Source organism: Bacillus sp. LM 4-2, assembly GCF_000978495.1.
Classification (GTDB): domain Bacteria; phylum Bacillota; class Bacilli; order Bacillales; family Bacillaceae; genus Bacillus; species Bacillus subtilis.
This window is the reverse complement of sequence record NZ_CP011101.1, coordinates 1,997,930-2,022,902: the sequence shown is the minus strand read 5'-3', so window position 1 is coordinate 2,022,902 and position 24,973 is coordinate 1,997,930. Positions and strand designations below refer to the sequence as shown.

Sequence of the window (24,973 nt, the reverse complement as noted above, 5' to 3'; positions counted from 1 at the left end):
AGGAAAGTGGGGAAAAACATGAGAAAAAAGAATAATATTAAGAAATGGCTATTGATCATTGCTGTATTCTTGATCATCTGCATCACCACATTATTAGTAATGGTGTCAGGAAACGAAGTGAAATATGAGGGCAGCGGGAAAAGCGGACTGTGGATGTCTAACCTTGAAAAATCAGACAAAACTTCAATTGGACCCAATTATTTTCTAAATCTATATTGGCAGGGGAGTAAGAAGGAAGAAAAGTGGACTGTTGTTGAAAGAATTACTCTGTATGTAGATGGCGAAAAGTATCAAGATGATAACGTAGATGAGTACGACTTATCAGAGTACACAGGTGATGAAATGCCAGGTGGGGGACGCATGGAGGACCATATTGCCACCTTTGATTATATGCCTGAAGATGAAGTGATAGGACATGATGTATTAGTAAAAGTGGAGTGGAGGACAGGCCAGAAAAAACAGACAGAAGAAATCAAATTACATAAGAAGCCATGGTATAAAAAATAGCTTATTCGCTGTATTTGTGATCACATTGGTTGTCACTTTTTTATTTGCGGATTCCTAGGCACAGCAATCTAAGATTCTGCATAGGCTGAAATAAAATCTTGTTCATTTCTAAAACGAGGTGCATGCTGTTGGAACAACAACCAATCAATCATGATGACAGAAACGTGCCGCAGCCTATTCGAAGTGATGGAGCTGGAGCTATTGATGCAGGCCCGCGAAATATGATGCGGGATATTCAAAATCCGAATATACTTGTTCCGCCTGTCACAGATGAAGGTATGATTCCTAACTTGAGATTTTCATTCTCAGACGCTCCCATGAAATTAGATCATGGCGGCTGGTCAAGAGAAATCACTGTAAGACAGCTTCCGATTTCGACTGCGATTGCAGGTGTAAACATGAGCTTAACTGCGGGAGGCGTCCGTGAGCTTCATTGGCATAAGCAAGCGGAGTGGGCTTATATGCTTTTGGGACGGGCACGTATCACCGCTGTTGACCAAGACGGACGAAATTTCATTGCTGATGTTGGTCCCGGCGACCTATGGTACTTCCCAGCAGGAATTCCGCATTCCATACAGGGATTGGAACACTGCGAGTTTCTGCTCGTATTCGATGATGGAAACTTTTCTGAGTTTTCAACGTTAACCATTTCAGATTGGCTTGCACACACACCAAAAGACGTTCTGTCTGCAAATTTCGGTGTCCCAGAGAATGCTTTCAACTCTCTTCCGTCTGAGCAAGTCTATATTTACCAAGGGAATGTGCCGGGATCAGTCGCGAGTGAAGACATTCAGTCACCATATGGAAAAGTCCCCATGACCTTTAAACACGAGTTGTTAAATCAACCCCCAATTCAAATGCCAGGGGGGAGTGTACGAATTGTGGATTCTTCTAACTTCCCAATTTCAAAAACGATAGCCGCTGCACTTGTTCAGATTGAGCCTGGCGCGATGAGAGAGCTTCATTGGCATCCCAATAGCGATGAGTGGCAATATTATCTAACAGGACAGGGACGAATGACGGTATTTATCGGAAATGGGACTGCCCGCACATTTGATTATAGAGCAGGCGACGTTGGATACGTACCTTCTAATGCTGGCCACTATATACAAAATACTGGTACAGAAACATTATGGTTTTTAGAAATGTTCAAAAGTAACCGCTATGCAGATGTGTCACTCAATCAGTGGATGGCATTGACGCCTAAAGAATTAGTGCAAAGCAACTTGAATGCTGGATCAGTCATGCTTGATTCTCTGCGTAAGAAGAAAGTGCCTGTTGTGAAATATCCCGGTACGTAAAGACGTAACAGATCACACAGCTGCCCTTCATATCTTTTTAAAGTAGATAGAGCTGAATTTTGGCCTGTGTTTTATTAAATCCCTATATATACGTTATGTAGGGTTTTTCTGCTTGAATCGTATTGTAATGAGCTTTAAAATGTTAATGTGGAAATGAAATGGTAACCATTCGATAATGGGGATTCAATGGCCGATTTCTACCAGTTTGATTGGCTTTAAAGGAGGAGAAGAAATGAAAGCACTCATATTTTTATCCAGTTTGACTGCCATTGGGAGCTCTATATTGGGGCGATGGTTAGGGATGCTGGATGATTCTTATGCTGTTGGCGATGCTTGGTTTATAGGTGTTTTAGCTGGATTGATTTCACTTCTAATATTGATTGACAGTCAAACGATGACAAAGAATTACATAGTAAGTTTAAGTACGATACTAGGCATTCTTGGAGTGGGATTTATATATTTTCCAGCTGCATTCATCAACATATTATTAAGTATTACACTGGATAAACAAAAGAAAGAAGACCTTCATGTAAGATGAAAGAAATTTCATTTAATTCTTAGGAGGGAAAGTGTATGGATTTACCTCTATGGGCTTATATCATATTTGCAATCCACAGGTGCGGCAGGTTTCATAAGTTTAATGTGGTTCAGTTTTTTTGCTGACAAAATAGAAAAGTGAAGCGATTTTATAAAAATGTAAACTATTTTATATGAAAGGAATAACATTGCTTATTTAAGTTTACATAATAAAATTATTTCAAACTGATGCTAAAGATAACTAATTGATCTATGTACTAAATATTCATAATTACTAGAGGGATTGGCACCTAAGGAACAAAGCTATTTGACAAGTTCTTGCTAGAGAATTTTTTCAATCACTACATATGATTTTCTGCATCAAGAAGCTCAGCTGAATTATTTTTGGGTGAATTTACTAATGATGAAACCTGGTATGCTTCCATGTCATCAGCATCATAAGGCAGCAGCAAACTTTGCAGATAATCAGGGCTTGTATTTTTGGGGTTAAGCCACTCCTTTTCATGATCATGGGCCAATATAACCGGCATTCGGTCGTGTATATCTTTCATGAACTCATTAGGCTCAGTTGTTATGATGGTGCAGGTATAAAGAGGGTATCCTTGATGTGTGCTCCACTTTTCATATAAGCCAGCAAACGCAAAAAGAGCAGATGATTTCAATTTGATCCGCATTGGGATTTTGGTTTTGGAATCAAGCCGTTTCCATTCATAAAAACTGTCTGCTGGTATGATGCAGCGTTTGCTGACAAGCGGTCTTCGAAAGGCCGGTTTCTCGGTAATTGTTTCGGCTCGAGCATTGATCATTTTATAACCGATCTTTTCATCTTTTGCCCAAGGTGGAATAAGTCCCCATCTAAGCTTGCCTAAGCGATTATTTGATCCATCATTGATGATTGCAAGGATGTTTTGTGATGGTGCGACATTATAGCTTGGCTGGTATTCACCTTTAGGAAAAAATTGATCGATGTCAAACTGGTCAATAATATCATCAAATGCAGAGTACAAAGTAAACCTGCCGCACATATCCATCATCCTTTTTAGGGGTTTTTAAGTAGTTTGTGGGACGATCGTTCATTTAATACAGGTTCAGAACAATGATTTCTTTTCACTTGCGATAAACTGGTATAATAAGAAAGCCAGTTAAGAAGTTATTGTGGAAAAGAACATATGCTTTTTAGTTTGACCGACGCTGGATCTTGATGGAATTACAAGGATCGCTTAAAAATAGCCTATAGTATAAAAAGAGGCACAGCGTTTTTAACGCAGGGCCTCTTTTATATCAGTAGCCAAATACCAGAGTTGTACTTTGTGATCCGGCATATTTCGTGACAAATTCTTTTGTATATTCCGGCGTTTGGACACGATAGCTATAGTTTGACCCAGGATTCCAAGAAGTCAGCGGAGAGGTTTGCTTGTTGAGTGATGGATAGCTGCCTATGTCTTTGAAATAACCAGTGCCCTTGTCGTCAAGGATGCCGCCTTTTTCACTGCCTTTCCCAAAGTAATTATATTCGGAATATATTTTTGCTTTTGTAGCAATTGTAATCGCCTGGTTAAAATTATTGCTGTAATTGTTTTTAACATGAAAGTAACCGTATCTCATCAGACCTGGGCCTCTAACATACAAGTTCTCAAAATAATTATTGGCGATTGTCATGTGGGGGTAGCCGTCATATTGATGCTGAGAATCATCCGGGTATCCTAAAATCAAACCGTATTTATGATTCGCAAATTTTGAGTTGCTGATCGTGATATAATCTGCGGATTTTCCGATATACACGAGTTTGTCCAAATCGCTTCCGCTTGCATTATAGCTATGACCTGAGAATGTGACGTGATCAATCCAATAGTTCATACCGGAATCTAAATAAAGCTGGATATCATTATTTCCGTTAATCTGCGGACTGTGTTCAAACGTTAAATTTTGAAAAATGACATTTCCAGAAGCTGATGAAGTTGTTAAATAAATATTTTTCAGCGTTTTTTTCGCGTAAGAGCCCACGAGTGTTTTATTTGAGCCAATGGTAACTGTTGTTTTCGCAGATGCGGAAAGATCATTTTGAAGCACTAAAATTTTCGGAGTGGATCCTCCTAGATGGGTTTTTAAATCATTTACGCTTTGAATGTAAACAATCTGCCCGTTTTTTCCACCCGTTGTGCCCGTTTTAGAGATGCCTTTTTCATTTTTGGCATTTCCGGCAAAACCTAAAAGGCCATTTGTTGAGGTATTCGGAAAATCGACTGCACCTAATGCTTTTCCAGGCAAGAGAACCAAAAACAAGCTAAAGACGGTGAACCATAAACAAAGTCGTTTCATCACAATATGCTTCCTTTCAATTTTAATCATTTCCTTGCGGGGATTATTATTACAGTTAATGGAAAGGAATAATAGGTTCTATCTTCCTAATTAATGTTGGGTTACTTAAAAAATAGAGATTGCGCCAAAAGACATACTAACAATTGAAATAGAAGAAAGGATTGATACACCGTTGACTGCAGCAGCTTATCGAAACACCTTGCTATCACTTTTATGTTTAACAGCTGGAATCGTGGATGTAATCGGGTATTTAAGCCTGGGACATGTGTTCACAGCTAATATGACTGGAAACATTGTATTATTGGGGTTAGCTATCGGCAAATCCATTCAGGTCACTGTTTTTAATTCCTTGACTGCGCTAATCGGATTTATATGCGGCGTGATCATTGCTACATTGATGGTCGGAAAGGCGGAAAATACCCTTTGGCCTTCTGCTGTGACAAAAGCCCTCGCACTTGAAGCATTCATTTTGTTTGTCTTTGCTTGTCTTTCTTTTTACCGGGCATTTGTTCCTGTGCACATTCTAATTATACTCATGAGCATTTCTATGGGGATTCAAACTACAGCAGCAAAAAAACTGGGGATTGCAGGTATTTCTTCAACTGTGTTGACCGGCACTTTGGCTTCTCTTTTAGAGGATATATCCGGCCGTTTGTTTTTTAAGAAGCAAAAGAAGACTTTCTTAAGAGATACTGTGTTAAGAGCACTGGCTATTATTTTGTATTGTGTAGGGGCTATTATTGTTGCTCTGGCTGAGCCTGATTTTTATCACTTCATTATTTGGGTTCCGATTGTGCTGATCTTTGGCATCATGATGACAGCTAAGTTGAAACTGAGCGGGGAAAAATAGCTTTTCCTGTATAGCTGTTATCAGGCCAACAGCCTGTTTCATTTCGTTATTGAAATGCGAATTTTGAGAGGGAAAAATAAGACATTCGGCTGAAGTGCACATTCGTTCATTTGTATTGGCTTTTTCATAAGTACCTACATTTGATATATGAATGATAGTGAATTTGCCTTAAAATCAACTATGAATCTATTTCCTCTTTCAAACCAGATGGATTGAGTCTTATAATGATAATGATTCTCATTTGAAGTCTGGTTTGAGGAGGACCAAATATGAAAAAGATCATGAGTGCATTTGTTGGTATGGTTTTGTTGACGATCTTCTGTTTTTCCCCGCAAGCTTCGGCAGCATATGACGACCTGCATGAAGGTTATGCAACGTATACAGGGTCAGGCTATTCAGGAGGAGCTTTCCTGCTGGATCCCATTCCTTCCGATATGGAGATTACTGCAATAAATCCGGCGGATCTCAATTACGGAGGAGTAAAAGCGGCACTTGCCGGCTCTTATTTGGAAGTTGAAGGGCCAAAAGGGAAAACAACCGTATATGTTACTGATCTTTATCCCGAAGGCGCTCGGGGAGCTCTTGATCTGTCACCTAATGCCTTCCGTAAAATCGGCAATATGAAAGACGGAAAAATCAATATTAAATGGCGTGTTGTCAAAGCCCCAATCACCGGCAATTTCACGTACCGGATCAAAGAAGGCAGCAGCAGGTGGTGGGCAGCAATCCAAGTCAGAAATCACAAGTATCCTGTTATGAAAATGGAATATGAAAAGGATGGTAAGTGGATCAACATGGAGAAAATGGACTATAACCATTTTGTGAGTACGAATTTAGGTACTGGCTCTCTCAAAGTCAGAATGACTGACATCCGCGGAAAAGTTGTGAAAGACACCATTCCAAAGCTGCCTGAAAGCGGAACGTCCAAAGCCTATACAGTACCGGGCCATGTTCAGTTTCCTGAATAAAAAATACGAAACAGCGGATCTTTTCCCGCTGTTTTTTCAATGTTCTGTATCTGCATGTAAAAATGTTTTAATCATGTTCAACTGCTCCTGCTTTGGATAACTGGTATACAGCCTGCTTGAAATCCGAATAGGATCTCCGAAAAAATATCTTTCGTAGTGAGTTTGTCTAGTTCCGAATGAACTCATTGTTAAATCCCATGCCAAACGGAAAATTTTCACACGTTCTTCAGCATTTGTATTGGTTGCTTGAAGATATTGGTCAAGATCTTCCCGTATCTCTGAGTCAAATGCATTTTCGGTAGGCAGTGTCACCATTCCGCTAGCTCCAATTAATTGTATGATTTCAGTAAATCGAGGATATAGCTTAGGAATGATCGTACTGATGACTTGAAGAGGAATTAAACAGGGGCGCATATAGCCGAATTCATCTAACTGAGCATCATTTTCCGATTTGTCAATGAGGGCTTTGATTGTTTCCAATCCCACAATGATTTCTGAGAGCTTTTCTTGGATGTGCTGATATTCGGAAACATTAATGGTGTCGACAAGAAGCTGTGCAACACCTAATAGAAATTCAATTTTTATCATTTGCCTAATGACAACCTGGTGAAAGGTAAAGGCATGAAAAGAGCTTTTTGTCATAAAATCTTTAGCTGCTTCCACATTATCGTAAAAAAACACACGATTCCACGGCACTAACACATGATCAAAAACCACAATTGAATCCATTTCTTCATACCTTGAGCTTAAGGGATGATTAAAGGAAGAGTCGCTTAATACAAATGATTCTCTTGTGATGAATTTTACGCCTTTTGTATTAGAAGGGATTGAAAAAGCATAAGCTTCATCTGTTTCAAAGAAAAATTTAGGCGCTGAAAAAACCAAGATTTCATCGGTCAACCCGCCTTGTGTGGCAAGCAGTCGTGCGCCATGAATCATTAAACCTTTTTCGGTTCTATCAATGACTTTAGCAGATATCGGTTTTTCACTTAGCCCAAAATAGGACTGTGACCGGTTCACTTGCGGAGTAATGAATGTATGGGTAAAGGAAAGGTCATGCTTAGCAGCTTGTTCATACATATCTAGTATATGTTCAGGAAAGCAATTCTCTTTATCTTTTAGAAGCTCCGCTGACGAAGCAAAGCTCATCATAACCGTATTCATGTAATCCGGACTTCTCCCCATCATTCCATGAGTATGTCTAGCCCAATGTTCAATCATGGTCCTTCTTTTTTTCAAATCATTTTTTGTTTTAGGCTGGAGATAGGAAAGGCCGATTCGATTATGATCTCCAGGAAGGCAATAAGTCATTTCATGTATTAACTCATCCTTTGTTTGCAATTCATAAAGTGAGCTTTTTGTTTTGATTATTCCTTTAAATGCAGGATGCTCAGAAATGTTACCCTTTATTTTTTCGCCATCATACCATATTTCGTTTTCTAGTTTATTCAATCGGTCAATGAATTCTTTACCATTGATGATCCCCATTTAAGTTTCGCTCCTTCATATTATGCTGCGTATTGTATTATATTTTCGAGAAAACAGCCGGTTCAGCCAATTTGAGGTGGGAAAAGCCTTTTTTAGAAAAACGAATAAGAGTGACTTACATACCGCAAAAGACTGCAAATTTTACTTAAGGTTTTTCTGTAAGTTCAGAGACGTAAAGAATTTGCTTATTCATATAAGAATATCACTATAAAACTTGATAACACGTGTCGATATTATGGACATGAGCGTAAGCGAATTGGATTCAAACGCGCTTGAACATATTTTATTTCAGCCATTACATTGTGCGGAAAGGGAAAACGACACATGAAAGTGAAAACAAAATTGCTGGGGATTATATCAATATTAGTTGTTTCAATTATTGGAATTGGAGGCTCCTCAGTATTTATGATTTCTTCTACTGTGAAAAAGAATGAAGAACTTAAAGACAAAATGGAATTCCAAAAAGAGATAAAACACATCCAATATGAATTGACCGGGTTATCAAATGATGAAAGAGGCTTCTTGATTACCAGAGACAAAGAATACGACGAGGGTATGAAGGGAAAAGCAGACGATGTCTTAAAGAGCCTTGACCGGGTTAATGACTTGATTGATGAAGAGAAGTATCAATCCAATATTGAAGACATTAAGACAAGTTTTACTCAGTATAGAGCTTTGAATCAGCAAGTAGTAACAGCCTACTCTTCAAATCCTAAAAAAGCAGAAACCATCCATTTTGGAGAAGAAAGAACAATAAGAAAAGAAGGCGTAGCTCCGGCTGTCAATAAGCTGTCTGATCGCCTGGATCAAGAGGTAGAGGATCTAAAGGATGAAATACAGGGCAATGGGAAAATGAGTCAATCGCTCATTATCATTGTCACAGGGATATCAGTAATATTAGGCATTGTTCTAAGCATAATGCTGTTAAAGTCCATTATGGTGCCACTAAGAAGCATAAATAAGCAGCTGGAGGAAATTGCACACGGCGAGGCTGATTTAACCAAAAAAGTCATTGTGAAAAATAAAGATGAATTTGGCCAGCTTGCCCAATCTTTTAATTCTTTTACTCATTCATTAACTCAAATTGTGAAGCAGATCAGCAGCTCATCTGAACAAGTCGCCGCTTCCTCTGAAGAATTATCGGCAAGCGCGGAAGAATCGAAATCAACATCTGAACATATTTCACGAGCCATGCAGATGGCTGCCGACAGCAATGTGAAGCAAAGCTCAATGACAGAAAAGAGCGCAGAATCCATCACTGAATTATTAGACAGTATATCATCAGTCGCTTCAAATACAGGGAACATAGCGGATCTTTCTTCTTCGATGAGAGACAAGGCTGAAATAGGCTCTAAGTCCGTCAACAAGATGTTAGACCAGATGAAATTCATTGATAAATCTGTAGATTCAGCCGGCAATGGATTGCAAACATTGGTAGCGAGCACAGCAGAAATCAGCGATATCTCTTCGCTTATCACGACGATTTCAGAGCAGACAAATTTGTTGGCACTAAATGCAGCGATCGAGGCGGCCAGAGCCGGAGAGCAAGGAAAAGGATTTGCTGTGGTGGCAGAAGAAGTTCGGAAGTTGGCGGATGAAACAAATAAATCTGCAAACCACATCCAATCGGTGGTAGCGACCATCCAAAACGAATCGATAGAAACGGTAAATAATATTAAAGTTGTTCAAGAAAATGTGAGCTCAGGTATTGTTCTTTCTCAAGAGACAACAGGAAATTTCAATGAAATACTGAACCTGGTGGAACAGGTCACTTCTCAAATACAAGAAGTTGCAGCAGCAACTCAACAGCTTACTTCAGGCGTTGAAGTGATTCAGCACACAGTTCATACATTGGCTGCTGGTACAAAAGAAACGTCAGCAAATACAGAAGCGGTTGCAAATTCATCACAGGAACAGCTTCATTCAATGGGGGAAATCTCCTATGCCGCAGAATCTCTATCTCAGTTGGCAGAAGAACTTCAAACCGTCATTAATCGTTTTAAATATTAAACAGGCTACTTACGTGCAACCCCCATCTTATTCGGTGGGGGTTGGCTACTTTTACTGTGGTTGTTTCTAAAAACAGAGTTAACTGACTTCTTTTAAGTTAGTTCCGTTTGTATGGCTAGTCCAAATTTTGATCGATTGTCCCTTCAAAATAGTCATCGCTGACCTGTTCATGAGTTTCAGCCAATCCTTTTTCTAATTGCGTGCTTCCTTTATAATCTGAGGGCTCAAAGTATTTCCCGGCAACATCTGTTGTGTCATTTTTGTTTTCTTTGTTATGAGTTTGTGTTTCAGTGTTTACACTTTCTGTCTCAGTATTGCTGCGTATAGATTGCTGAAAATCATATTCCTTGTCTAATGAAGAAAATCTTTTATAATCATCAGGTCTGTCTGCACCGTTTTTTTGAGTCACTTTACTTCCTCCAGATTATTGATATTTTAGTGGGGGTAAGAACTTATTTCGTTCTTTTAGGATCGGAACCGTGTTTTTTAGGATCATCTGCTTTAAAAGCTGTTTCAGTCTCATGGTCATTTCTTATTTGTTCAATACTTGAATTTTGAATACCTTTCTTACTCATTGGTTTCACCCCTTTACGAAAAGTGTTGAAATATCAACTCTTCTTATTCTGTCTGTTGGGCAGGTATTCATTCGCTTTTTTTCGTTGACTCTTCCCCATTAGGAAAAGAGCCAGTTATGCCAGGCGTGCATTTGATTTTTGAAACCTTTTGTTAGTACATTGCGTATATGAAGAGGCTGTATAGAACTGGGAACAAATTTGTTAAGGTGAGTAACATTCTTTCTTATCATAAAGGGGAGATATGGGAGATGAGTCTGGTGAAAAATGGAGATTCGATAAAGGTTGTATTTGTGTTTCAAAAAAACGAACAGATTGAAGAAGTTGAGCTTAACTCAGCGCAGCTGTCTGCTTTATTACACTCAAAACAGGTATGAATCGAAACATTCAGCCAGAACCTCAAAATTGAAAACACCGTTTGGTCTTACGTCAATCGTCATGTATCTTTGCAAGTTTACTTAAAATAGAAAATGGTGTTTTGATTGAGAGGATTAGCAGCGATATTATTTGCTTAATGTGTCTTTATCCGTTAATGGGTTAGATAGGGGCTGGACAAGATATTGCAATGCTTCATAAAGTTAAAAAAGATTATTGAAATCTTCACAGTTATCTTTACAATAGCCTATATAGAGCGCTTTCCAAATCGTGCATTTTTTAGCTGGTTACTTGTATGGAGAAAGAGGTTTTTAGCAAAATGAAAACTACAATCTACGATGTTGCAGAAAAAGCCGGCGTGTCCATTTCAACAGTTTCAAAAGTGATCAATCATCAGCCGGTCGGGATGAAATCGAAACAAAAAGTGCTAGATGCCATGCAAGAGCTGAATTATAAGCCAAGTGTGCTCGCTTCAGCATTAACAGGGAAACGGACTTCGACAATAGGATTTCTTTTACCGGACATAGCTAATCCTCTGATTGCAGAAATGGCACGGAGAGTAGAGGATCGGGCACACGAATATGGATTCAATGTCGTCATTTGCAGTACGGATTTCAAGTCAGAGAAGGAAGAGAGATACGTCTCATTATTAAGGCAGAAGCGTGTTGACGGGTTTATTTTAGCTGGGGGGTTTAGGAATAAACAGGTTATTCATGAGTTAATCAGCGATAACATTCCTGTTATCCTTCTTTCGGAATCACAGCCATACTCATCTCTTACAACGGTTACAGTTGATAATTTCTTGGGAGGGTATGAATTAACAGCATATTTAATTTCGCTTGGCCACTCAAGGATTGCGGTGATTGCAGAAGACAATGCAAGCAGCAGAGAACGAATTCGCGGATATTCACAGGCATTACAAGAGTCTGATCTTGATATTCACGAAGATCTGATTGTTGTAACAGATTCAACGGCCGAGTCTGCACAGTCTTTGGCCTCTTCATTATTACAATCTTCAAATCCGCCCACAGCTATGATTTGTTGTAATGATATCTTAGCAATTGGTGCGCTCCTTGCAGCAAGGGAGGAACATGTGTTGGTTCCTGAAGAACTTTCTATCACAGGCTTTGATAATACACTGATATCAAAAAGTAGTGATCCCCCTTTGACAACAGTTGAAGTGCCTGTGCAAAGCATGTGTTCACAGGCAGTGGATTTACTAATTGATGAAATAGAAGGAAAAGCCTCTGAAAAACAAAAAATTTTAGTATTGCCGAAATTAATTGTCCGAAAATCAACAAGCCGTTTTCATTAAAGACGTGTGTTCCAAATCAATAATATTTGTTTAGCAGCTGGAAAGTCCCCGCTGCTTTTTTGTGTTTCATCATAGAATGACAAAAGGGAAGCAAGAAAAACTCAAAAAACAACATTGATAGGTCGGAATATCCTTTTTTAAAGTGGAAGGTGTATATATATTGGTATATTGTTGATTAATTTCTGAAAGTAATTTCAAAAAAACGTTTACAAAATATATTGAATATTATACAATCAACTCACAAAATATAAAGCGCTTTCTATATGCAGGGATATAATTAGTAAAAAAGAAATCTATTTGCTTTTAAAAACGGAGTGTAAAGCGCTTTATATGATTTGTTTCCGGTTTTAGATAAAGTGCACGATTAAGAAGAGAAGATCAACTCGGAGAACCGAAATGAACGTACTTTTAAATCCAGTTAAAAGAAAGCGCTTTATTTTTGGTTGCGATTCATAATTCATTTGATTAGAGGTGTCTTGGATGAGTATTCACATTGCTGGCGCGCCGTGCTGCTGGGGCGTTGACGATCCGAAAAATCCTTATCTTCCTCCATGGGAGAGAGTGCTGCAAGAAGCATCACAAGCTGGTTATAAAGGGATTGAGTTAGGTCCATACGGCTATATTCCGATGGATATCGAACGTGTCCAAGCAGAGCTTTTGAAAAACAATTTATCCATTATTGCCGGTACGATTTTTGATGATTTAGTATCAGAGTCGCACTTAGGAAATTTGCTGGAGCAAGTTGATGAGATTTGTTCTCTGATTACAAAACTACCTTTCTCTTTTCAGGATAAAGAGGAGCGCTTTCGCTTTTCACCTCCTTATTTGGTCCTGATTGACTGGGGGCATGACGAAAGAGATTATAAGGCGGGGCGTCCTGATCAAGCGAAACGGTTATCTAAAAAGGAATGGAACCGTATGATGTCTCATATTCGGACAATTGCGGAACGGGCGTGGAAGCAATATGGCGTACGAGCCGTCATCCATCCTCATGCAGGGGGATATATTGAATTCGAGGATGAGATTCAGCAATTACTAAAAGATATACCATACGATATTGCGGGGCTTTGTCTTGATACAGGACATTTATATTATTCAAAGATGGATCCGGAACAATGGCTGCGGGACTATGCGGACCGTGTAGACTATATCCATTTTAAAGACATTGATGAACATGTTTATCAACAAGTAATGGGTGAGCATATCCGCTTTTTTGATGCTTGCGCAAAGGGAGTCATGTGTCCGATAGGCCAAGGAATTATTGATTATGAAGCGATTTACAAGTTGCTAAAAGACATTCACTATCACGGCTATATTACGATTGAGCAAGAACGTGATCCGAGAAACTCTGATACTAGTTTAAGAGATGTCAGTCAAAGCCTTGCCTATTTAAAAAATGTTGGTTACTAGTGAGGGAGGAATTAAAAATGATTAATGGTGAAAAAAAGGTAGATAGACCGATACGCTGGGCAATGGTAGGAGGCGGCCGGGGAAGTCAAATTGGATACATTCATCGCTCGGCTGCCTTGCGTGATCATCACTTTCAGTTGGTTGCAGGGGCATTTGACATCAATCCGGAACGGGGAAAAGATTTTGGGATGAATCTTCATGTTACTCCGGAACGCTGCTACTTGGATTTCCAGCAAATGTTTGAAGAAGAAGCAAAACGAGAAGACGGTATTGAAGCTGTTTCTATCGCAACTCCAAACGGCACTCATTATGAAATTTGTAAGGCGGCCCTGAATGTCGGTTTGCATGTTGTATGTGAAAAGCCTCTTTGTTTCACGTTTGAAGAAGCAAAAGAGCTTGAGAATTTGGCAAAGAAAAAGAACAGAGTTGTCGGCATTACATATGGTTATTCTGGGCATCAAATGATTGAACAGGCGCGCCAGATGATCGCAAATGGAGAGTTGGGTGACATCAGAATTATTAATATGCAATTTGCACATGGTTTTCACTCAGATCCTGTAGAAATGAATAATCCAAGCACGAAATGGCGTGTAGACCCGAAATTTGCCGGTCCGAGCTACGTGTTAGGAGATTTAGGAACTCATCCGTTATTTTTATCGGAAATCATGATTCCGGAACTGAAAATAAACAAACTGTTATGTACTCGCCAGAGCTTTGTAAAAAGCAGAGCGCCTCTTGAAGATAATGCTTATACGATTATGGAATACGATAATGGGGCGGTCGGCACGGTGTGGTCTTCATGTGTAAATGCCGGATCAATGCATGGCCAGAAAATTCGTGTGATCGGTTCCAAAGCAAGTATTGAATGGTGGGATGAACAGCCTAACCAGCTGCGTTTTGAAATACAGGGAAAACCTGTACAGATTTTAGAGCGCGGAATGGGATATTTATACCCGGAAGCATTACAAGATGACCGTATTGGAGGCGGCCATCCAGAAGGTCTATTTGAAGCGTGGTCGAATCTTTATTCCCGATTCGCTGTTGCTATGGAAGCTGCTGATCGAGGGAAAGAATTGGAGCACATGTGGTATCCAGGAATTGAAGCGGGTGTGGGAGGTGTACGCTGGGTGGAAAACTGCGTTCGATCCGCGGATAAAGGCGCAGTATGGGTGGACTATCAATAACATGTAGCGATTGTAAGTCCTTTTAAAAGGAGGAGAAAAATGGACCAGCGTGAAAAAATGGATACTGCAGGCGGAAATACCTCGTGTAAACATAAAAAATTTTTCCGCAAGATTACCATCATTTCTACATTCGGAGGCCTTCTCTTTGGTTATGACACTGGAGTAATCAATGGAGCGTTGCCTTTTATGGCACAAAGAGATCAGCTTGATCTAACTCCCTTCACCGAAGGTCTCATCACAAGTTCCCTCCTTTTCGGAGCCGCATTTGGCTCCCTGGCTGGAGGACGGTTAGCAGATCGTATTGGCAGGCGGAAAACCATCTTAAATCTAGCTTTCTTGTTTTTTATTGCTACGATTGGTTGTTCGTTCGCACCAAACACATCTGTTATGATAATATGCCGAAGTTTACTTGGTCTTGCAGTAGGGGCAGCATCTGTCACGGTACCGGCCTTTTTAGCTGAAATGTCGCCAGCGGAACAGCGGGGCAAAACAATTACTCAGAACGATCTGATGATTATTTTAGGTCAGCTTCTTGCATTTACATGTAATGCAGTCATTGGTACATCAATGGGTGAATATGCGCACGTTTGGCGATTTATGCTTATCTTGGCAACACTGCCGGCCATTTTTCTGTGGTTCGGGATGCTTATTGTACCAGAGAGCCCGCGCTGGCTGGCATCGAAAGGGAAGGTGGGGGAGGCGTTCAGAGTTCTTAAGCATGTAAGGGAAGAAAATTGTGCCAAAGCTGAGCTGACTGAAATCAAAGCTTCAATCAATCGAGAGACTGAAATAAATCGGGCGACACTGAAAGACTTGTCAGTCCCATGGATTCGCCGACTTGTAGGTCTTGGAATAGGAATCGCTGTAGTGCAGCAAATAACCGGTGTTAACTCCATTATGTTCTATGGCACGCAAATTTTGCAGAAAGCTGGTTTTGCCAGAGACGCAGCACTTGTCGCAAACATTGGAAATGGCGTTATTTCAGTGATAGCCTGTACATTCGGCATCTGGATTGTAGGTAAAGTCGGGAGGCGGCCTCTTCTCCTTACAGGACTTGCAGGCACAACAGCTTCTATTTTGCTTATAGCGATTTGTTCCATCACACTTCAAGGAACTCCCGTGCTGCCGTTTATCGTGATTGGCCTGACAATTACGTTCCTGGCTTTTCAGCAGTCAGCGGTATCCGTGGTTACGTGGCTCATGATTTCAGAAATATTCCCGCTCAGATTGCGAGGGCTCGGAATGGGGATTTCAGTGTTTTTCCTTTGGATGATGAATTTTCTTATCGGCTTAACGTTTCCTGTGTTACTAGATCAATTGGGGATGTCGTCAACGTTCTTCGTCTTCGTTGTTCTGGGGGCTTCTGCGATTCTTTACGTGAAAAAGTATCTGCCGGAAACAAAAGGTCGTACTCTAGAAGAGCTTGAAAACGACTTTAGAAGCAATCAAGGTGTTCGAAAAGCATCATCGGGCAAAGGAGAAATAAATATGTAAACGCTCTCTTTTATTATGATTAAAAAGGCGTTGCTTTTGAAGCAAGCCTTTACTTTCAAATGTTTTCCATTAAACAACTAGCAAATCCCGTTTTTCTTAATACTAACTTCATCCTGTTGCTTTTTGACTAATGCAAATATCCATTCTATTAAACTTTGTTTTTGCACATACTTTTTCCCGTTGATTTTAATGTAAGGCAGGTCTGTCATGTCTCCGGCTAACTGTTTTGCCTCAGTTGTCGTTATTCCTAAAAAATGTCCGATGTAAAAGTAAATATCTCGTTCTTTTATAAGCAAGGTATCACTTTTTTCATATGCTTTTGGATGGTTCATTTGCTTTAAGCCTTCACCGATAAAATAGCCAGCCAAAGCAATACCGATTCCTAAAAAAACGTCCATATGCATGCCTCCATTATGTCGATGTTATGTTATACGGGCTTGGCATACTCCGGGTTTCATTATCAACCAAAAAAAAACCGCCAGAACATGTTCTGGGCGGTTTTTTCGTTTATGCTTTTTCAATCTGCACGCGTCCTGAAAAAAAGGTGGCGCCGCCGCCCATATCGGACAATCTGTCTGGGGTTAGCGCGTTTACAAGCTGTTTTTTTCCTTGTTCATCCGCCCATAATCCTTGGCTGACAACGACACCTGGCAGCACTTGTTCTCCAACTGCAGCGGTCAGCTCGCATTCTCCCCGGCTGTTCCAAATTCGTACAGGTGCCCCATCAACGATTCCGTGTTCTTCAGCATCTTTTGTGTTGATAAAGAGCTTTGGCGTCTTTTCAAGCTTGATGTGTTTTTCATTATTGGAAAATGTTGAGTTTAAGAAATTATGGTTTGGCCCCGGAACATACATAAACGGATGTTCATTATCGGTTACAAGAGGTGTATATGTCGGTAAAGCAGGGAAGCCGTCTTGTTTCATTTTTTCTGAATATAATTCTATTTTTCCGCTTGGCGTTGGAAGTTCGCCCGGAAACAGCGGCTTTTCACGTTTCGCTTTCATAAATGAATGCTTAGCAAGTGCATCGTAATCAATCTCTGCCATATGCGGATTATCTGGATGGTCAAGCGCCTGGCGGATTAATACTTCATCTGAATCTTTAAGCTCCTGGTCTGTGAATCCCATGGCTTCAGCCAGTAATCGGAACACCTCAGTGTTAGACTTGCTTTTCCCATATCTCTCAATCACCGGCTGCTGAAGCTGAATGTAATGATGCCAGTAGGAGGTGTAAAAATCAGTATTTTCAAAAGAGGATGTTGCAGGCAGTACAATGTCCGCATATGCAGCCGTTTCCGTTAAAAACAAATCATGAACCACAGTAAACAAGTCTTCCCGCAGCAAGCCCTGTCTGACTTTGTTTGCTTCGGGCGCGACGACGGCAGGGTTCGTTCCGTAAATAAATAGAGAGCGAATCGGCGGGTCTGTTTCCAAAAGCACCCTGCCAAGCTGATTCATATTAAACGACCTCGGGGTGCGCCCTTTCAATAAGTCGGGCCGCTGCAAGGCATTTGTGTTATATTCTAAAATTCCGCTGTTATGCTTAATTGCGCCGCCCCCTGTGTGCAGCCATTGGCCGGTGATCGCCGGAAGACAGGCAATCGTCCTTACAATCATCCCGCCGTTATCGTGATGCTGGGGTCCGTTTCCGATTCTGATAAAAGAAGGGGAGGTTTCCCCGTACATTTTTGCCAGTCGGTAAATATCTTCGGTACTGACACCGGTGATCGTCGATACCTTTTTAGGATCATATTGTTTCACGTGTTCACGGAGCTCTTCATAGCCAACCGTGTACTCAGACAGAAATGCTTCATCATGAAGGTTTTCTTTAAATAAAATGTGCATGACGCCAAGAGCAAGTGCACTGTCGGTTCCCGGCTTTATTGGAATAAACCAATCTGCGAGACGTCCTGTTTGATTTTTATGCACATCGATCACGACAATTTTGGCACCTTGTTTTCGCGCTTTTTGGGCGATCGTAATTTGGTGCATGTTTGTACTGACCGCGTTGATTCCCCAAAAAATAAATAGTTTTGTATGAATGGTTTCCTCAGGATCGATTCCCGCGCTTATGCCCATTGTATATTTATAGCCTTCAGATCCCGCTTTGCTGCAAATCGTCCGTTCAAGCTGGCTTGACCCCATGCGGTAAAAAAAGCGGCGGTCCATTCCTTCAGCTGTCAATTTCCCCATATTTCCGTAAAAGCTGTAAGGAAGTATGCTTTCAGCTCCCTCTTCATTAATCAGCTGTTTCCAGCGGGAGGTGATCGTATCGATTGCCTCTTTCCAGGAAATCGGTTCAAATATCGCTTGGCCTTTCGCACCTGTTCGTTTGAGCGGTGTAGTCAGCCGCTTTTCATCATAGATGCGCTCCGTCATATTCCGGACTTTGTTGCATATGTTTCCAGCTGTGACAGGATGATCAGGGTCTCCTTGCACTTTTACGATTTTCCCATCTTTTTTATGTATTAACAATCCGCACTGATCCGGGCAGTCCAGCGAGCAAACGGATTTGAAAATGCCGTTTTGTTGTGTGGCAAAAGATTTCATGGCCCAGTTCCTCTCTCTAGTTAGATATTTTGTAAGAATTATAACATTTCCGATGATAACGTCAATTCTGAAAAAAGAGATTGACATCAATCTGAGACTTCTTTATGATAAACGTATTCTTTATTCTGAAAATTACATACTCAACATTTTCTATCCAGAGAGGTGGAGGGACTGGCCCTATGAAACCTCGGCAACATTATTGTGCCAATTCCAGCAAGCGTCAGCTTGAAAGATAGGAAAGCAAGGTTTATACCGGCGTCTGCCTGTAACAGAGCGCGCCTATATATGAATCTCTTTCCATCTTCGGAAAGAGATTTTTTTTATGAAAAATACGATGAAAAGGATGTTTTGCACCATGACGGTTTTGGTTACAGCACCGTACAACGAAGAAGGACGAAAAGAGCTAGAAAACTTGTTTGGCTCAGTTGCTTATCAATCTTGGAAGGAACAAGGCCGGGCATATCGGGAAGATGAACTCATTCAGCTGCTAAAAGCAACAAATGCGACAGGCTTGATTACTGAGCTTGATCAGGTAACAGACAGCGTATTTGCTTCTGTTCCCGAATTTTCATTTGTCGGTGTTTGCAGGGGAATGCCCTCCAATGTGGATGTGGCAGCTGCCTCAAAAAGAGGCATACCTGTTTTTTATACACCAGGGCGGAATGCACAAGCCGTTGCTGAAATGTTTATTGGAAATGTGATTACCTTTCTCCGCCATACCAGCGTCTCGAATCAATGGCTGAAGGATGGAAAGTGGGACAGGGATTACTTACAGGCTTATGTCAAATTTAAAGGAAATGAATTATCAGGAAAAACGGTTGGCATGATTGGGTTCGGGGCGGTTGGCCAAAGGATTGCAAAACTGCTGACTGCGTTTGACTGTAAAATAAAGTATTACGATCCATACATTCAAGACGATCATCCGTTGTATGAAAAAGTATCTCTTAAAACGGTGTTTTCAGACAGTGATATCGTTTCTGTACATCTGCCTCGTACTGAGGAAACACTTGGACTTATTGATCGGAAGTATTTTGATCTGATGAAACAGAGTGCGATTTTCGTCAATACTTCAAGAGCAGTTGTTGTAAACCGTGAAGATCTTTTATCTGTATTAAAAGAACATAAAATCAGAGGTGCGATATTAGACGTTTTTTATCATGAACCTCCAGAGGAATCAGATTATGAATTGATTTCATTGCCTAATGTTCTGGCAACACCGCATCTCGCTGGAGCAACATTTGAAGTGGAGGATCATCACGTGACGATACTGAATAAAGCCCTCAAAAAGTGGAAGGGTGAAAAAACTCTTAATATTCCGACAATGTATAACAAGGACGAACTGAAAACAGGGGTATAAGAAAGGAGGCTAACAGAATGAAAAAACAAAAAGGCTATCTCGTTTTTGATATTGGCACAGGCAATGCGAGGGTAGCGGTCGTGAGTGTAACCGGCAGTGTTTTAACAGTTGAACGGGAGGACATCGTGTATTCCACAGAGACGCTTTACCCGGACAGCCGTTATTTTTCTCCTCAGGTGCTGTGGAAGCAGGTGATGAATTTGGCAAAACGTGTGCTATCCCGTTCGTGTGATATTGACATCATTGGTTTGACATCGACGAGCCAAAGACAGGGGATTGTTTTGATTGATCAAAACGGCAATCCTTTTCTCGGGCTGCCGAACATCGATAATCGCGGCCGAGAGTGGGAGGCGGGCATTCCCGATCGGGAAGAGATATACAGCAGCACAGGCCGCCTGCCAACTGCACTTTTTTCTGCGCTCAAGCTTTATGGATTAAAACAGCGCCAGCCCTCTTTATGGGAAAAGACTGCAAGCTTTACAAGCATCAGTGATTGGGTGACGTACCAACTGAGCGGAATATTAACATATGAACCATCACAGGCAACAGAAACCCTGCTATTTGATGTGAAGCAAAACACTTGGTCAGAAGAGATGTGCGACATTTTCGGCTTTTCTCCATCTATCCTTCCGCCTCTTGTAAGAGCGGGAACAGCAATTGGAACGATAGCAAATGAATATGCATCCGAATTAGGCCTTTCAATAAATGCTAAGGTTATAGCAGGGGGCGGGGATACACAGCTGGCTGTCAAAAGCACCGGAGCTGGACTTGAGGACATTGTCATTGTATCAGGGACAACAACGCCAATAACCAAAATTACTGCGGATCATGGCGACACAAAACATAAAGCCTGGCTGAACTGTCATGCAGATCAAGGGCATTGGCTTGTGGAAACGAATCCGGGAATTACCGGCTTGAATTATCAAAAATTAAAACAGATTTTTTATCCGAATGAAACGTACGAAGTAATGGAGGAGGAGATTTCTGCACTTGCAAAAGAAGACCATGCATGTGTAGCGGCTCTCGGCTCTTATTTATCGGATGAAAAGAATGCATTAACGAGAGGCGGTTTTCTTTTTGATGCCCCGCTGTCAGCACATTTAAAGAGGGCACATTTTGTACGTGCAGCGCTAGAAGAAATCGCATTTTCAATCAAATGGAACTTTGACATTTTAACAGAGGTTACTCCGTTTGAACGTGACTATGTTTGGGTGTGCGGAGGGGGATTCCAAAGCAAAGCGCTCACTCAATATATCGCGGATCTTCTTCAAAAAAAGGTCTATGTCCAAGAGGGATATCATCAGGCATCTGTCGTTGGTGCTGCAGTCATTTGCAATGAAACCTTTCAATCAACGGAGGAGATGTCAGCAAATGTCCGGGTGATTGAACCGAAGGACTGTCAGACAGAATTGGCTTTATATGAGAAATGGAAGCAAACACAGCGCTTTTTTTCAGGTTCAGAAAGCAAAGTATTGATTTAAGGCGGCAGCATTTTTGCTGTTTTGAGGAATCATTTAATTTTCAACTTTAATAAGGTAATACGGTAATGGATATAAGCATCTAAGGAGGAGACAGATATGTTGGATAAAATAGGAATACCGAAGCGGCTTGCCTGGGGATTTTTAGGGGTTGTTTTGTTTATGATGGGAGATGGCCTTGAACAAGGCTGGCTCAGTCCTTTTTTGATCGAAAACGGGCTCACCGTTCAGCAGTCCGCTTCTATTTTTAGTATATACGGAATTGCGCTTGCCATAGCTTCCTGGTTTTCGGGTGTATGTCTCGAAGCATTTGGCGCAAAACGAACGATGTTTATGGGGCTGTTGTTTTATGTGATCGGTACAGCTGCTTTTATCGTATTTGGATTTGAACAGCTGAACCTGCCAGTGATGTATGTGACTTACTTCGTAAAAGGGTTAGGTTACCCGCTTTTTGCTTATTCTTTCTTGACATGGGTCATTTACAGAACACCGCAAAGCAAACTGAGCACTGCTGTCGGCTGGTTTTGGATAGCATATTGCCTCGGCATGTTTGTGTTCGGCGCTTGGTACTCAAGCTACGCGATCAAAGCGTTCGGTTATTTGAATACGCTTTGGAGCTCTATTTTCTGGGTATGTCTCGGTGCATTCTTTGCATTGTTTATCAATAAAGACCGTTTTGAAAAGAAGAAAAGAAAAAGATCAGAAACAGCCGAGGAGCTTTTAAAAGGGGTTACGATTTTATTTACAAATCCGCGCGTGCTTACAGGCGGAATCATCAGAATCATCAACAGCATTGGTACATATGGTTTTCCAGTCTTTTTGCCGATGCACATGGCCCAGCATGGAATTTCAACCAATGTGTGGCTGCAAATTTGGGGAACGATTTTCCTGGGGAACATTGTGTTTAACCTTATCTTTGGTATTGTCGGCGATAAATTCGGCTGGAAAAATACTGTTATTTGGTTCGGCGGAGTCGGCTGCGGCATTTTCACCCTCTTATTATACTACGCACCTGTTTTCTCCGGCGGAAGCTTAGCGGTTGTCAGCGTGATCGGCTTTATTTGGGGCGGTTTGCTGGCAGGCTATGTGCCGATTGGTGCAATTGTGCCGACGGTGGCAGGAAAAGATAAAGGGGCAGCCATGTCTGTATTAAATTTGGCTGCAGGTTTATCAGCGTTTGTCGGCCCTGCACTCGCTTGGCTGTTCATCGGTCTCGTCGGCGCGCAAGGCGTCGTCTGGATCTTTGCGGTCCTTTACCTTGCAAGTGCGGTCTTGACGAAATGTATTCATATACCTGAGGAAAAAGCAGTTAAGGAGGAATCATCTCCTCAATATGCATCTTAATTAGAAAGCGCCCATTTTCCGGGGCGCTTTTTATCATTTGTTCAGCAATGTAAGGATTTCCGATACGGAATGACGCAAAAATGATTGATCTGGACGGGATTTCACCATAACAGTCAGCCGATAAGAAACAGAATATAAGTCTGAGCCGTTTGTTCCACGTTAATTTCACGTCTTAGCTCGCCCGAATGTTCTCTCAAAACAAATTCATAACGGTCTCCAATGCTTTATTCTTCATTGAATTCTCGATGACGAGCCATCAACATTACCTCTTTCTGAATCGATCAGTATATAACTATTCTATAAATTATCGAGGGAGTCTAAAGAAAAATAGACAACATATTGACAATGTAATGAGAAATGTTAAGATGTATAGACAATAAGTTGTCCATTCAAGGAGGGAACATCGTGGATTATTCTAAGGAACTGAAAGATTTATTTTTAATGCAACAGTCTTACGCTACATTTTTTTCCACTTTAAACAAAATCCAATCACGCGGAGACGATTATTATGAAAGCTTAACGTCGAGGCAATTTATGACGATGGTTGCCATACTGCATTTACCGGAAGAGGAAACGACATTCAACAACATTGCAAAAAAATTAGGCACTTCAAAACAAAACATCAACAGACTTGTCAGCGGTATTGAAAAAAGAGGTTATGTCATCACTGTACCAAGTAAACGCGACAAGCGTGCAGTTAATGTGAAGATTACTGATTCAGGAAAGCGTGTCATGGAGGAATGCGGTGAAAAAGCGGTGTATTTTATGGCCGATCTATTTAAAGGCTTTTCGACGGAAGAGCTGGAAACATTGTGGATTTTATTGAAGAAACTGTACAGTTTTGATGGAGAAGAACAGGATGGTTTTGAAGAAGACGCTGCTGATTTTGACATTGAACAAAATCGAGACAATTTGAAAACAAATTTATTGCAGGAATTCGCAAAACGGAGAAAGTAAAAAGGAGAACCAACTATGAACAACGTAGCAATAGTAGAAAACTTGAAAATGCAGTATAAAAACAAAACGGTAGTAGATGGGATTTCGTTCGAAGTGAGAGAGGGGGAAGTGCTTGGCTTACTAGGTCCAAATGGTGCAGGAAAAAGCACAACCATTCATATTTTATCAGGAGTATTGTCGGCCAGTTTCGGAAACGTTTCGATATTGGGCCATAGTGTGAAAAAAGGGTCAAAGGAAATGAAGAAAGGCATCGGGATTGTGCCTCAAGATATCGCGATTTATGAGGAGATTTCAGCTGAGAAAAATGTTCGTTTTTTTGCCAGTCTTTATTCTCTTAAAGGAGAAGAACTGAAAGCCCGAGTCAAAGAGGCTTTGGAGCTCGTACAGCTATATGAACGGAAAGATGACAAGCCAAAGACGTTTTCAGGCGGGATGAAAAGAAGATTAAACATTGCGTGCGCCATTGCCCATCAGCCGAAACTGATTATCATGGATGAGCCCACGGTAGGAATCGATCCGCAATCCCGGCATCACATTTTGGAATCGATAAAAGAGCTGAAAACAAAAGGCGCAAGCATCATTTACTCTACACATTATATGGAAGAAGTTGAGGCGATTTCAGATCGTATTATGATCATGAATGAAGGAAGAATTATTGCCAATGGAACAAAAGAAGAGCTGTACAGAGAAGTCAATAAAGAAATAACATACGCTTTTCAACTGGCGCATGTTCAGCGATTAAATAAAAACTCGATTAGAGAAATCATAGGAGTGACAGGAGTTGATTTCTCTGACCATCAACTAAATGTTACCGTTCAAAAGAACCAAGATCACCTGAGTGAAATCATATTAGAATTGAGTGCCCAAGGTTGCAGCATCCTAAACATGAACAAAAAAGAGGCATCGTTAGAAACGGTATTTTTAGAGCTGACGGGAAGAAATTTAAGAGATTAGGAG

At 40.9% G+C, this 24,973-nt stretch carries 23 protein-coding genes and 1 riboswitch; of the genes, 16 read left to right on the top strand and 7 right to left on the bottom strand.

Going from position 1 to position 24,973, the window contains the following annotated elements; all coding sequences use genetic code 11:
* Positions 1-18 precede the first annotated feature (18 nt).
* From bslm_RS09800 to bslm_RS09790, 3 genes are all read left to right on the top strand, one after another.
* The gene (locus tag bslm_RS09800) at positions 19-507 is read left to right on the top strand and encodes a YdhH/YoaO family protein (RefSeq protein ID WP_046381091.1); all 489 of its coding nucleotides are present in this window, start codon (positions 19-21) and stop codon (positions 505-507) included.
* 122 nt (positions 508-629) lie between these two features.
* The gene (gene oxdD, locus bslm_RS09795; RefSeq protein ID WP_046381090.1) at positions 630-1,808 is read left to right on the top strand and encodes an oxalate decarboxylase; all 1,179 of its coding nucleotides are present in this window, start codon (positions 630-632) and stop codon (positions 1,806-1,808) included.
* A gap of 232 nt (positions 1,809-2,040) precedes the next feature.
* On the top strand, positions 2,041-2,346 hold the full coding sequence (locus bslm_RS09790) for a membrane protein (protein ID WP_004399414.1): 306 nt from the start codon (positions 2,041-2,043) through the stop codon (positions 2,344-2,346).
* A gap of 340 nt (positions 2,347-2,686) precedes the next feature.
* On the opposite strand, the gene bslm_RS09785 is transcribed toward bslm_RS09790, so the two are convergent.
* Both bslm_RS09785 and bslm_RS09780 read right to left on the bottom strand, forming a co-directional pair.
* The gene (locus bslm_RS09785; protein ID WP_004399422.1) at positions 2,687-3,370 is read right to left on the bottom strand and encodes an SOS response-associated peptidase; all 684 of its coding nucleotides are present in this window, start codon (positions 3,368-3,370) and stop codon (positions 2,687-2,689) included.
* Positions 3,371-3,626: 256 nt separating this feature from the next.
* The gene (locus bslm_RS09780) at positions 3,627-4,664 is read right to left on the bottom strand and encodes a polysaccharide lyase family 1 protein (RefSeq protein WP_004399365.1); all 1,038 of its coding nucleotides are present in this window, start codon (positions 4,662-4,664) and stop codon (positions 3,627-3,629) included.
* Positions 4,665-4,836: 172 nt separating this feature from the next.
* Here bslm_RS09780 and bslm_RS09775 point away from each other — a divergent pair, with 172 nt between their 5' ends.
* Entirely contained in the window at positions 4,837-5,514 is a 678-nt protein-coding gene (locus bslm_RS09775) for a YoaK family protein (protein ID WP_004399503.1), read from the top strand.
* Positions 5,515-5,783: 269 nt separating this feature from the next.
* Entirely contained in the window at positions 5,784-6,482 is a 699-nt protein-coding gene (exlX, locus tag bslm_RS09770; RefSeq protein ID WP_003231419.1) for an expansin ExlX, read from the top strand.
* 36 nt (positions 6,483-6,518) lie between these two features.
* Here exlX and hpaB read toward each other — a convergent pair whose 3' ends face one another.
* Positions 6,519-7,970: a 4-hydroxyphenylacetate 3-monooxygenase, oxygenase component gene (hpaB, locus tag bslm_RS09765; protein WP_003231423.1), complete on the bottom strand. Its 1,452-nt coding sequence runs from the start codon at positions 7,968-7,970 to the stop codon at positions 6,519-6,521.
* A 324-nt stretch (positions 7,971-8,294) separates the two neighbouring features.
* Here hpaB and bslm_RS09760 point away from each other — a divergent pair, with 324 nt between their 5' ends.
* Entirely contained in the window at positions 8,295-9,980 is a 1,686-nt protein-coding gene (locus tag bslm_RS09760; protein ID WP_003231425.1) for a methyl-accepting chemotaxis protein, read from the top strand.
* Between the two features lie 115 nt (positions 9,981-10,095).
* On the opposite strand, the gene bslm_RS09755 is transcribed toward bslm_RS09760, so the two are convergent.
* Both bslm_RS09755 and bslm_RS09750 read right to left on the bottom strand, forming a co-directional pair.
* Positions 10,096-10,389 carry a YozQ family protein gene (locus tag bslm_RS09755; RefSeq protein ID WP_003231427.1) on the bottom strand — a complete coding sequence of 98 codons (294 nt, stop codon included), beginning with the start codon at positions 10,387-10,389 and terminating at the stop codon, positions 10,096-10,098.
* Between the two features lie 43 nt (positions 10,390-10,432).
* Positions 10,433-10,555, bottom strand: coding sequence for a hypothetical protein (locus tag bslm_RS09750; protein ID WP_003241887.1), 123 nt, complete (start codon positions 10,553-10,555; stop codon positions 10,433-10,435).
* 248 nt (positions 10,556-10,803) lie between these two features.
* On the opposite strand from bslm_RS09750, the gene bslm_RS21775 reads away from it, so the two are divergent.
* The 5 genes from bslm_RS21775 (at position 10,804) to bslm_RS09725 (ending at position 16,330) form a co-directional block, all read left to right on the top strand.
* Complete coding sequence (locus bslm_RS21775; RefSeq protein WP_257475318.1) at positions 10,804-10,929, top strand: hypothetical protein; 126 nt, start codon at positions 10,804-10,806, stop codon at positions 10,927-10,929.
* Between the two features lie 317 nt (positions 10,930-11,246).
* A complete protein-coding gene (locus tag bslm_RS09740; RefSeq protein WP_038829997.1) occupies positions 11,247-12,242 on the top strand; it encodes a LacI family DNA-binding transcriptional regulator in 996 nt (331 codons plus the stop codon).
* Between the two features lie 480 nt (positions 12,243-12,722).
* On the top strand, positions 12,723-13,652 hold the full coding sequence (locus tag bslm_RS09735) for a sugar phosphate isomerase/epimerase family protein (protein ID WP_038829981.1): 930 nt from the start codon (positions 12,723-12,725) through the stop codon (positions 13,650-13,652).
* Positions 13,653-13,669: 17 nt separating this feature from the next.
* The gene (locus tag bslm_RS09730) at positions 13,670-14,836 is read left to right on the top strand and encodes a Gfo/Idh/MocA family protein (protein ID WP_038829982.1); all 1,167 of its coding nucleotides are present in this window, start codon (positions 13,670-13,672) and stop codon (positions 14,834-14,836) included.
* A 39-nt stretch (positions 14,837-14,875) separates the two neighbouring features.
* The gene (locus tag bslm_RS09725; RefSeq protein WP_080481020.1) at positions 14,876-16,330 is read left to right on the top strand and encodes a sugar porter family MFS transporter; all 1,455 of its coding nucleotides are present in this window, start codon (positions 14,876-14,878) and stop codon (positions 16,328-16,330) included.
* Between the two features lie 77 nt (positions 16,331-16,407).
* Here the strand turns inward: bslm_RS09725 and bslm_RS09720 are convergent, their stop codons facing one another.
* Both bslm_RS09720 and bslm_RS09715 read right to left on the bottom strand, forming a co-directional pair.
* Entirely contained in the window at positions 16,408-16,728 is a 321-nt protein-coding gene (locus bslm_RS09720) for a hypothetical protein (protein ID WP_003241898.1), read from the bottom strand.
* A gap of 109 nt (positions 16,729-16,837) precedes the next feature.
* Positions 16,838-18,880 carry a molybdopterin oxidoreductase family protein gene (locus bslm_RS09715; protein ID WP_046381498.1) on the bottom strand — a complete coding sequence of 681 codons (2,043 nt, stop codon included), beginning with the start codon at positions 18,878-18,880 and terminating at the stop codon, positions 16,838-16,840.
* Between the two features lie 147 nt (positions 18,881-19,027).
* A riboswitch (SAM riboswitch) is annotated at positions 19,028-19,119 on the top strand.
* 83 nt (positions 19,120-19,202) lie between these two features.
* On the opposite strand from bslm_RS09715, the gene bslm_RS09710 reads away from it, so the two are divergent.
* From bslm_RS09710 to bslm_RS09690, 5 genes are all read left to right on the top strand, one after another.
* Positions 19,203-20,237, top strand: coding sequence for a 2-hydroxyacid dehydrogenase (locus tag bslm_RS09710; protein WP_003231435.1), 1,035 nt, complete (start codon positions 19,203-19,205; stop codon positions 20,235-20,237).
* 17 nt (positions 20,238-20,254) lie between these two features.
* Complete coding sequence (locus tag bslm_RS09705; protein ID WP_046381089.1) at positions 20,255-21,718, top strand: FGGY-family carbohydrate kinase; 1,464 nt, start codon at positions 20,255-20,257, stop codon at positions 21,716-21,718.
* Positions 21,719-21,814: 96 nt separating this feature from the next.
* The gene (locus tag bslm_RS09700) at positions 21,815-23,059 is read left to right on the top strand and encodes an MFS transporter (RefSeq protein WP_041335442.1); all 1,245 of its coding nucleotides are present in this window, start codon (positions 21,815-21,817) and stop codon (positions 23,057-23,059) included.
* A gap of 405 nt (positions 23,060-23,464) precedes the next feature.
* The gene (locus bslm_RS09695) at positions 23,465-24,016 is read left to right on the top strand and encodes a MarR family winged helix-turn-helix transcriptional regulator (protein WP_024571762.1); all 552 of its coding nucleotides are present in this window, start codon (positions 23,465-23,467) and stop codon (positions 24,014-24,016) included.
* A 15-nt stretch (positions 24,017-24,031) separates the two neighbouring features.
* Positions 24,032-24,970 carry an ABC transporter ATP-binding protein gene (locus bslm_RS09690; RefSeq protein ID WP_046381088.1) on the top strand — a complete coding sequence of 313 codons (939 nt, stop codon included), beginning with the start codon at positions 24,032-24,034 and terminating at the stop codon, positions 24,968-24,970.
* Positions 24,971-24,973: the final 3 nt, after the last annotated feature.